Here is a 10,991-nt window from a genome sequence, read left to right as displayed (position 1 = left end):
TCCTATGTTGTCATTTGATAGCGGCACACCGTTTCATGAACAGCTGTGCGCAACGTATTGATATTTCCTGGATTTGTTTGATGCAAACGGTTTGTAAGCAGGATGGTGACAGCCTTCGTGGAAGGATGGATGAACATCGACGTTCCTGTAAAACCTGTATGTCCGAATCCTTCCGGAAAGACAGATGAGAATTCGAAGCCGAGACCGCGGTTCCCAACCAGGTTCGTTCCTGCAGCTTCAATGAATTTTTCATCGATACCTGCTTTTTCTGCTAAATCAGGCTCGGTGTAGATCCGTCCGATTTTACAAACATCCTCTATATCCGCAAAGAGACCAGCATGTCCAGATACGCCGTTAAAAAAGTAATGCGTGTTCCCATCGTTGACCTCTCCACAAAGAGGCTCCTTGGTGTTCCGCCAATTATCGAAGAAAAGCCTTCGCTCCTCACACATGTTCATTTCGATCTGGTTGCCGAATTCCGTCGCCGCTATATTTCCTTGATCAACTGGTCCATAGGCCATTGTATTTAAATTCAGCGGTTCTTTGATCAAACGATTGAACGCTTGTTCCAATGGTTCACCCGTCGTTTTTTCAATCACCTTACCAAGCAATATGAAGTTCAGATCACTGTACCCGACACTCTCTTTACAAAACACCTGCGACTCGAACTTCGTCAGTTGTGAAAATAAATCTTGTCGATCTGTATAAAAAGGATGCCAATTCAGCAGACCCGATGAATGGGTCAAAAGCTGAAAAATAGAAATCTCTTTAAAATGTGATTGTAAAACGGCATTTTGCTCACCTAAAAGTTCATCCAAGTGTGTGTGCAGTTGAAAATCACCATTACTGATCAAGCGAAGAATCATCGTGGATGTCACAATTTTGGTGAGGGAGGCAATATCGAAAACAGTATTCATCGTCATCGGCAATTGGAGGGGGACAGTCTGGCTGAAACCGGCAGCACTTGCATAAACCTGTTGAGCATCCTTCACCACCTTCAACACGCATCCGGGTACCTCTTTTGCTTTATCTAAAATGGTATCCAATTCTTCATTCATCCCCATCGAATTCACCTCACTTTATACCTTCTAAATTGACCGGAAGCTTACCTCTAGCTTCTTTTTCTCCAAAAATCACATCTGCTGTCGCTTGAAAGGATGCATGATGATCTGAGTATTGCGCAATAACAGCATCAGCATCTGTAAGGACTGCAGCATCATATGGATTCCTGGCCATTACAAGGATCGTCTGATTTGAATGTATAATAGTTTCGTTCAATACAGCTTTCTTCCATTCAGACTGCCCCTCACCAAGGACAGTTGTCGACTCCGTGACCATGATCGTTACGTCTCCATTTTCTAGCTTTTCTTTTTCTTCTGATGTCAAGGCACTGCTTTTCAGTTGAATAAGGTTCAGTTTCTTATGGTGTTTCCATAGCGCATTTTTCATCGCTTCAAGGTTACCGGCATCACTTGATACGATCGTAATAGCGCGATCCAAAGAAGGCGATAATGGCACTGTGTTCCCGGCATTATTTACCAGCGTGATCGATTGTTCTGCAACTTTCTTCTCAAGATCCAAAGCACGTTGCGTGACAGAAAAATCGAGTGCTTTCGTATCTTCATCAATCCATTTTACTTTGGCTTTCAATATACGTCGGACAGATTCATCCAGACGCTCTTCAGATATCCTGCCTTCTTCCACTGCGTTATGTAACGCGTCATATGCAACCTTCAGATGGTCAGGCATGACAATCACATCCACGCCAGCGAGAACAGCTTGAACAGCAGCCTCTCCAGGCCCGAAGTGATCAGCAATCGCCTTCATCTCCATGGAATCCGTAAAGACAAGACCATCGAACTTCATTTCATCCCTAAGCAATTGCTTTACGATTTTCTTTGATGTAGTTGCAGGCACCTTGATTGGAAAACCGTCTTTCAGGGAAACGAATTCTGATTGATCAATATTCGGAAAAGTAATATGAGCAGTCATCACCCCTCCTACACCTTCATCAAGCAACATTTGGAAAGGGGGCAGCTCCGTCTGATGCAATTCCTCAAGTGATTGGTCACTGACAGGTAAGACGTAATGCGAATCCAGATCCAATCCACCGTGACCTGGAAAATGTTTAGCAACTGCCATTACCCCAGCATCCTGTAAGCCGCTCATGAACGACACCCCCATTTCCCCGACACGATCGGGATCATCCCCGTACGCTCTAATGCCGATGACTGGATTATGAGGGTTGGAGTTCACATCTACAGAAGGTGCAAAGTCGATGTGGATCCCAAGTTGTTTAAGTTCAGCACCCAGTACTTCCCCTGTTTCCCTTGCAAGCTCAGGTTTTTGCGTTGCCCCTAACGCCATGTTTCCAGCGAGTTCAGGGAAATAAGATAAACGTGTCACTAAACCACCTTCCTGATCAATTGAAATGAGTAAAGGCACTTCACTCTCTTGTTGAAGTGCTCCATTTAATTGTTTAACTTGTTGCCGCGACCGTACATTCTCACGAAACAGGATGATCCCCCCAGGTTGATAGGTATCAAGCAATTCCTTTAATTCGTCGTTCATTTCTGTCACAGGTACTTCATCAAACTCACGGATCGCCGGCATCAATAACTGGCCAACTTTTTCTTCCATCGTCATTTGATCCATGTAGGCTTCGATTTCAGCTTGGGAACGGACATCACCCCATTCCGAAACGCTGTCGCTTGAAAAGAAAGTTATTTTTAATAGAATCGCCAGTAAGAGGAATGCAACAGCTATAAAAGTCCATCGAATCGACCGCTTCATTACAACACCTCCTAAGGCTGAATACTAAGACGGCAAAACGAGCTTACCCATGAGGACATTCCGGGACGCCCCAGTTGCAGATGGAAGATTGTTTGTTTCCCCATGGAGGAACTGGTTCCCAAGGACTGTGAACGCAATAGCCTCCTTTGCGTCCCCAGTGAATGCAACATCATCCATCCTTGATACTTTGTAAGGCAAGGCTTGACGTAAGCCATCCATGATCGCCTGGTTATGTGCGCCTCCTCCAGAAACAATCAATTCATGGATCTTTTGTTCCTTATGTACATATAACTCTAGACTTTGAGAAATCATCTCGACAGTATAAGCCGTGATCGTTGCAACCGTATCCTCAATTGAGAGTGACAGGTTTTCAGCTTTCTTGAGAATAGTTGCTAATCGTTGTTCGGAATAAAGCTCTCTTCCCGTACTTTTCGGTGGCTTCACGGCTAAAAAATCATCTTCCTGGATGAGCATCATCAGCAAATCGTAATGAACGTTCCCTTTACAGGCAATTGTTCCATCTAGATCATACGTTTGTTGGTTTGCAGTCAAATGGCGGACGGCACCGTCGATAAGGACGTTTCCAGGTCCAACATCGAATGCGCTGATTTCCTTTGCAGATGAGTTTTTTGCATGTACTACCGTCAAATTGCTGATACCACCGATGTTCAACAGCACCTGGTTTTCGGTTGGATGTGAAAATAACAGCGCATCGACGAACGGAACAAGCGGTGCACCTTGGCCCTGATACGCCATATCACTCGGACGGAAATCTCCTACAGTGAGAATACCAGTTTTGGCTGCGATATTTGCTAGTTCACCAATTTGTAAGGTTGCTTGTTCTTCCGGCCAATGATAGATCGTCTGGCCGTGGGAACTGATGAAACTGACAGCTTCTGGGGTCAATCCGGCTTTCTGTATGACTGCAAGGGCCGCTTCAGCGAAACGGTCACCAAGGATGATGTTCATCTTGCAAATTTTTTCGACAGTGGAAGAAACAGGATCACAAAGCGCAATCAATTGTCGCCGTTCTTCAACTGAATAGGATGTTGACTCGAAGTCTAATAAACGGACCTTAGTTCCGGGACCGAAACCTATAATTTCAACCAGAGCGGCATCAATTCCATCAAGTGAGGTTCCGGACATCAGCCCGACAGCAAGTTTCCGTTCTTCGTTCACGACCTTGGATAATCTTTTTAACATCGAACCACCTATTTCCTTTGCTTTTGCTGGATATATTGGATCGCATCCCTGCTCTCGTCCAGATATTGGATCGATTCATTGTACTGCGTTGATGCAACACACATGAATAAGATGTCTAGGACATGGAGCTGTGCCAGACGTGATGAGGTCGCACCACTTCGGAAAGTCGCTTCCTTCGATGCAGATGTATAAAGTTTGATCGTCGCTTGATCGGAAACTTTAGAAGATCCGTATTTTGTCAGACTGATTGTCGTCGCGCCTCTTTTATTGGCAAGTTCAAGAATTTGTGCGACTTCCATCGTTTCACCAGAGAACGAAATCCCAACGACAACGTCTTCCGGCTTCACATTCCCGACAAGCATCGCAACCATATGGAGGTCTGAGAATGCCGTTGCTTTTTTATTGATACGAAGGAATTTTTGCTGGGCATCCTTTGCAATGATTCCTGAAGCTCCTACTCCGAAAAAGTGAATCGTTTCGGCTTTTTCCAATGCCTCAACGGACTTGGACAGTTCACTTAAATGCAATACTTCAGCCGTTTCCTTCAATGATTGAATGCTGTTGTTCGTCATTTTTTCCAGTACTGAGGCATGTGTTTCGTTAGGCTGAATATCGCGGTAACCTTCCTCTACATTCTTTTGGAGGTCACCTACGACTTTCAGTTTCAACTCTTGGAATCCCTTCAGCCCCAATGATTTACAGAGCCTGATCACCGCCGCACTGCTCGTTTGGCTCAATTGGGCAAGCTCACTTGTTGTACAAGAAATCGAGGCTCTCGGATTGTTCAAGATATACGATGCAATCTTTTTCTCTGAGGGCGGCAGTTTCTCGAGCATTTCCTTCAACATGACGAGACCACCAGTTGTATTCGTCATCTAATGTTCACCTGCTTTTCTCTCTAGGCTCTTTTAGTAAGGCTGCTTTCGCAAAGATTCTTACTTTTGGAAATAGGTTTCATCATCTTTCTTTACAACTTTCCATCAGCAACCACCTTTTAGTGATCAGCCTTTATTTATCATTTCATCTTCTGGACCGTCACGGGTAATGTACCGGTCACCTTTTCGAGTCCGAATAACGCACGTACAGCCAATCGCAATGCAGGGGTAGTAAACTCATAAGTTGCGACAGATACATCCGTTTCAGGAAAAAGTCCAAGATCATATGGACTTCTCATCGCGATATGGATGACAGGTTTATGAAGGTTCATCATATCCTGCATCAACCTCTGCTGCCCTTCAGAACGTGTTGCGGAAAGCGTTCCGACGAGGATCGTATCTGCACTGTTTGCCAGAACTTTCATGAAATCGATCTCGCTTTGATCCGGGAACTGGGAAACGGAAACGACTTTTGCTGCCGGATTCAATTCTTTAACCAATTCACCAAGCGCATGTTCTGCAAAGCGTTCATCTTCAACCTGCGTCAAATAACTATTTTCTGGATAAATGACGAGAATCCGATAGTCTTTCTCTTTCGGTAAGGGAAGGAGCCCTTTCTTATTTTCTTGCAACGTGATCCCTTTTTTCATAACATCCTCAGCAATAACTTTATGGGTATCTTTAGCTATAAATTCGTTCAGGGTATCGTTCCACTTCAAAGAATTCTGCTTTAACTTCATAACACGTTCACAAGCTTTATCAATCGTCCTTTCCTCGATTTCACCAGAGAGGACAGCCTGAAAGACTCGTTCAATTGCTTCATGCTGCAAGGTTGGCAAGTGGGATATCATAATCAGATCGACCCCAGCTTTGATTGCTTCTACTGCTCCTTGAGCGGTTCCGATACCGTCCGCAATCGCCTTCATTTCCATACAGTCGGTTGTAATGACACCATCAAACCCGAGCTCTTCCCGTAAAAGCCCAGTCATGACTGCCTTCGACATCGTTGCTGGACGATTTTCTTCAGGCTCGATCGACGGAAAATAGACATGGGAAGACATCACAGTATCCGCACCACTATCGATGCTTTCTTTAAACGGCAGCAGTTCGACTTTCCGCAATCGCTCCAATTCATGCGGTATGACCGGAAGCGCAAGATGAGAGTCCACTGTTGTATCCCCATGACCCGGGAAGTGCTTCAAGGTGGTGATGATCCCTGAGGCTTGCATCCCTTTCATCAACTGCTTTCCGAATTCAGCGACCATTTCCGGTTTTTCGCCAAACGAACGCACATCGATGACAGGATTGTGAGGGTTGTTATTTACATCTACGACAGGAGAAAGGTTCCAATTGATGCCCAAATCGAGCAATTCCTGCCCTGAGGCTTTCCCGATCTCAAAAGCAAGCTCCGGTTCGCCTGTCGCACCAAGCAGCATCGCTCCAGGAAAAACAGTTGTCCCTTCTCCTAATCGACGAACGACGCCATTCTCCTGGTCGATACAGATGAACAATGGTTGCTCCTGACCTGCGTTTTTTGCAGTAGTTTGCAGGGTAGTTGTCAGTTCCTGAATCTCTTCAGGTGTTCCAATATTTCGACCGAATAGAATGATCCCGCCGATATGATGATTTTCGATTAAAGCCTTGATTTCATCAGATAGCTTGGATGGGTGTTCCGCTTTGAAGCCGAACACCATCAATTGTCCTATTTTTTGCTTTAAGTCCATTATTGTTTCACCCCGCCCATAGATAATCCTTTTACGAAATAACGTTGGAATAAGAGGAAGAATACAATCATCGGAATTGCTGCAACTGTTGCACCGGTCATCAGCAATTTGAAGCTCGCAAGGTTCGCATCCTGCAAGGTCTTCAACCCAGCCGGCAACGTGAGGAGATTTTCATCATTCAACACGATGATCGGCCAGAGGAATGAATTCCACATCAACACGAACGTAAAAATACTAAGTACAGCCATCGCTGGTTTCGCAAGTGGTATGATAACCGTCCAGAAAATTTTCCACTCCGAGGCCCCATCGATTTTAGCTGCCTCGATCAGCTCATCAGGAATCGCAAGCAGGAACTGACGCATCAAAAATACCCCGAAGGCAAGTGCGAGGCTTGGAAAGATCAAAGCCCAATGCGTATCGAACAGTTGCAATTTCTGGACCATCATGAAGGTCGGTACCAGCGTGACTTGCTCTGGAATCATCATCGTAGCGATGATCGACCAGAAGATGAGCATTTTTCCTGGGAAGTTCTTCTTCGCCAGGACATAGCCTGACATCGTATCAATCAAAACGATAGCGATGGTTGTGATGATGGATATATAGAGACTGTTCAACAGCCACTTCATAATTTTCGTCCGTTCGAATAAGATAGTGAACCCTTCGAACGTCTTTGAAACGACTTCTTTCATCTTTTCATCATGGTAAGCAGCTTGGCTTACATCACCAGCATCTTTTGCCGCTTCGCGTTTTTGCCATTGTTGAAAATATTCCTTCACACCTACAGGATACAATTTAGGTGGTGTGGATTCTACATAGTTTACCGGTTGCTCCATTGTTTCATTCTGATAACTCGGTAATTGCAGCGATGTTGCAAACACCCAATAAAGAGGAAGCAATGAAACGATCGCCATGAAAATGAGCGTGACATAGATCAATAGTTTTCCGACTTTTTGATTGACTTGGTTTGGTTTCATAATTACCTCCTACCTTAATGATGATCTCGCAACGAGCGATATTGGAAGATCGCAAACACCATGATGATGAAGAACAAGATTACGGATTGTGCAGATGCCAGACCGAATTTGAAGTCTCGGAATGCGGTTTTATAAATGACATGGACGATCGTCTCGGTCGCATTACCAGGACCTCCACCGGTCATCATGATGATCTGCGTAAAAACTTGGAATGAACCGATCGTACTCAGTATGACCAAATATAACGTTGTCGGCTTCAACATCGGGATTGTGATTTTCAACCATCGTTGTAATGCATTCGCCCCATCAATTTTAGCAGCTTCATATAATGATTGATCAATATCGTTCATTGCTGCTAAATAGATGATGATACCTGCCCCAGGAGGAATCAGGATCGACATGATCATCAAGGCTGGAAGCGCAGAATCACTTTGTCCAAGCCAGTTGACAGGTTCAATGCCAAACCATCCGATGATATGGTTGAATATACCGAAACGGTAGTTATACATCCATCTCCAAACCATTGCGATGATGACCATTGATGTAACGGTCGGTAAGTAAAACGCAGCCCTGAAAAAGGATTGTGAGAGCTTTCCTAGAGGCTGCACGAGTGACGCAATGACCAACGCAGTGATCACAAATGCCGGAACGGTGACGATCGTGTACAAGAATGTGTTCCACAAGGAAATTTGGAAAACTTTGCTTTGAAAAGCAGTTATATAGTTATCAAAGCCTACCCATGTTGAACCCATGATATTGAATTCTTGAAAGGATAGAATGAAAGCCCATACGATCGGTACCAACATGAATAGGAAGAAAAATAATAATTTCGGCATCAAAAAAAAGTATGAGACTCTGTTTTTGTACATACTTTTCAACAACGAGTTTGATCGTGTCTTACGGACGGGTGTTTGTTCAACTTTATTTGTGGTTACAGGTTTTGTTTCCAAGGTTGCCCACTTCCCTTCTAAACCAAGGACATAATTGTGTATGTAAAATTGTAGGGATTGACTCGACAGTCGGTACCCCACTCCATCAAGTGGTGATGTTTCAACTGTCAAACGAGCCAACCCCATGGGATAATAATTATTCGCTTAGGATACTTTCTACTGATTCGCCAGCAGCTTTCAATGCTTCTGCCGGTTCTTTTTCACCATTAAGAGCTAACTGAAGTTCTTTTTGGATCGCTTCATCGATACGTGCCCAGTTTTCATGGCGAGGAACTGGTACAGCATGTTGAGAAAGCTCTTGTGCTCTCGCCATTTGAGGGTTATCCGCAAATGGTTCTTGGTCAGCTGCAGAAATCCTAGCAGGGAATGTACCGTAATTCTTAGCCATCGTCACTTGCTCATCCGTGTTCGTGATATGCTTGATGAATTCAGCAGTCATACGTTTTTTCGCATCATCTTTCGAATTGAACATGACATAACCGCCAACTCCTCCGATTGTGACTGGTTCACCCGTTTCACCTGTCGGATATTCAGCAACCATGAAGTTCGTTTTGAAATCTTCTGTTTGTGCTGATGCAATCGCCCAAGTTGCCCAAGGCTCTACAGCTACAGTACGTTGATCGGATGCAGCCCAAGCTTTCCATGTACCGCCGACATCCTGACCACCCATACTTTCCGGTGTTACATCATGCTTGAACTTAAGATCGACAAGTTTTTGCAAGCCGCTTACTGCTTCTTCTGAATCAAACGTATATTCCGTAATATCTTCATTTAATGGATAACCACCATCCATCAGCAAGAACGGCCATGCTTCATAGTAACCTGGAAGGATATACGTAGAGAATCCATCAACACCGTCACCTGTCAGCGCTTTCATTTTTTCAACGAACTCATCATACGTCCATTTACCATCCTTTGGAGGTTCAACGCCTTTTTCTTCAAAGATATCGAGATTCAAAAGCATTGCATGGACACTTATAGATGTGGGAACGCCGTAAAGTTTTCCATCAGTTGTATAAGCTTCTAATGCATTTTCGTAGAAATCACTTTTATCTTCATCTGTGAAATAATCGTCTAATGGTGCGATAACCCCTTGCTTGATGTGGTTCTGGTTTACAGAACCACCACTGATATCAACAGGTGCGATGTCCGGCCAAGCACGTCCAGCAATCGCGACGCTAAGTTTATCATTCATTTCAGCCCAAGGTGTCTTGACGAGTTTGATCTTCACATTTGGGTATTCCTTTTTGAATTCAGAAATCTTATCCTCAATCCAGTGGTACTTGTTATCATCTTTATCAGCCCAACGTGGTCCTTCCCACATCGTGATCGTTCCTTCCCAGTCCTTCCAATCTTCCGAATCCGTCTCCTTTGACGCATCATCATTTGAACAACCTGCGAAAATCCCTAGAATCAGCATCAACGATAAGAATCCCATCAACCATTTCTTCATTTGTGAATCCCCCTTACCAAATTTTAATAGTATCACGTTTTAGTTGAAACGTTTGGCGGCTTCAATCGCCTTTTTGACAAACCCATTTGATTTCTGGATACTTTCTTTTGCGACAACAAGCGGCACATCAGCTTTATGCATGACAATCGCTGTTTTTACTTCATAACCCGTCTTCTCAAGTAATTCTTCAGCATCTTTATACGTAATTCCAGTTACGGTCAAAACGATGTTTTTCGCTCTTTCCATCAGTTTCAGATTTGTTGCATTGACATCGACCATGAGGTTTTCATACACCTTCCCCATTTTGATCATCGATGCTGTCGTCAGCATGTTTAACACCATTTTTTGGGCGGTAGCTGCTTTCATCCTTGTGGATCCTGTCAATATTTCCGGACCTACGACCACTTCGATACTTTGATCAACAACCTTTGAGACGACCGAATCAGGATTACAACTTAGGCTGATCGTTTTCAGGCCAAGTTCTTTCGCCGCTTCAAGTGCTCCTATGACATATGGGGTTCTCCCGCTTGCCGTGATGCCTACAACAACGTCATCACTAGTCAAATTTCGTGTTGAAAGATCAACCCTGCCTTGCCGGCTGTCATCCTCAGCTCCTTCAATCGCATCAAACATCGCCTCAGCCCCACCGGCAATGATGGCCTGTACTTGTTCCGGCGGTGTGCTGAATGTTGGAGGACACTCAGCAGCATCGATCACCCCTAATCGCCCGCTCGTTCCGGCTCCTATGTAAAATAATCTCCCACCTTTTTCGAATGCTTGAGAGATGAGATCGACAGCTACTCCTATTTGGGGCAGAACTTTCTTCACTGCGAGAGATACACCTTGGTCCTCTTGATTGATCACCGTCAAAATGTCCAGTGTACCGAGGGTGTCAATGCTGTTTGTTTGCAAGTTGCGTTGTTCTGTCGTTAATGACGTCAAATCTAACTCCATAGGACACCTCAATTGTAAAAAATTTTAAACGTGATCCCCCTTCCATCCCCCTTTTTGATCACTTG

General features: G+C 44.4%; 9 protein-coding genes. All 9 read right to left on the bottom strand.

From position 1 onward, the window contains the following. Positions 1-2: 2 nt before the first annotated feature. The 9 genes from ACTWQL_RS14185 to murQ all read right to left on the bottom strand — a co-directional run bounded on the left by ACTWQL_RS14185 (position 3) and on the right by murQ (position 10,926). The gene (locus ACTWQL_RS14185; RefSeq protein ID WP_443143083.1) at positions 3-1,064 is read right to left on the bottom strand and encodes a serine hydrolase domain-containing protein; all 1,062 of its coding nucleotides are present in this window, start codon (positions 1,062-1,064) and stop codon (positions 3-5) included. Between the two features lie 10 nt (positions 1,065-1,074). After that, positions 1,075-2,793, bottom strand: a complete 1,719-nt coding sequence (gene nagZ, locus ACTWQL_RS14180) for a beta-N-acetylhexosaminidase (RefSeq protein ID WP_443143082.1) — start codon at positions 2,791-2,793, stop codon at positions 1,075-1,077. Between the two features lie 24 nt (positions 2,794-2,817). Continuing rightward, positions 2,818-3,996 carry an anhydro-N-acetylmuramic acid kinase gene (locus ACTWQL_RS14175; protein WP_443143081.1) on the bottom strand — a complete coding sequence of 393 codons (1,179 nt, stop codon included), beginning with the start codon at positions 3,994-3,996 and terminating at the stop codon, positions 2,818-2,820. 8 nt (positions 3,997-4,004) lie between these two features. Continuing rightward, complete coding sequence (locus ACTWQL_RS14170) at positions 4,005-4,871, bottom strand: MurR/RpiR family transcriptional regulator (protein WP_443143080.1); 867 nt, start codon at positions 4,869-4,871, stop codon at positions 4,005-4,007. Between the two features lie 140 nt (positions 4,872-5,011). Continuing rightward, complete coding sequence (gene nagZ / locus ACTWQL_RS14165) at positions 5,012-6,595, bottom strand: beta-N-acetylhexosaminidase (protein ID WP_443143079.1); 1,584 nt, start codon at positions 6,593-6,595, stop codon at positions 5,012-5,014. Further along, positions 6,595-7,569, bottom strand: a complete 975-nt coding sequence (locus tag ACTWQL_RS14160; RefSeq protein ID WP_443143078.1) for a carbohydrate ABC transporter permease — start codon at positions 7,567-7,569, stop codon at positions 6,595-6,597. The genes nagZ (ACTWQL_RS14165) and ACTWQL_RS14160 overlap by 1 nt, the downstream gene beginning before the upstream one ends. Positions 7,570-7,583: 14 nt before the next feature. Further along, a complete protein-coding gene (locus ACTWQL_RS14155) occupies positions 7,584-8,630 on the bottom strand; it encodes a carbohydrate ABC transporter permease (protein ID WP_443143077.1) in 1,047 nt (348 codons plus the stop codon). A gap of 25 nt (positions 8,631-8,655) precedes the next feature. Continuing rightward, entirely contained in the window at positions 8,656-9,972 is a 1,317-nt protein-coding gene (locus ACTWQL_RS14150) for a sugar ABC transporter substrate-binding protein (RefSeq protein WP_443143076.1), read from the bottom strand. Positions 9,973-10,011: 39 nt separating this feature from the next. Then, a complete protein-coding gene (murQ, locus tag ACTWQL_RS14145) occupies positions 10,012-10,926 on the bottom strand; it encodes an N-acetylmuramic acid 6-phosphate etherase (protein WP_443143075.1) in 915 nt (304 codons plus the stop codon). Positions 10,927-10,991: the final 65 nt, after the last annotated feature.

The sequence above is a fragment of the Pseudalkalibacillus sp. R45 genome, assembly GCF_052246725.1.
GTDB lineage: Bacteria > Bacillota > Bacilli > Bacillales > Fictibacillaceae > Pseudalkalibacillus.
Note: the sequence above shows the minus strand (reverse complement) of the source record. Positions and strands in the feature narration are given on the sequence as shown.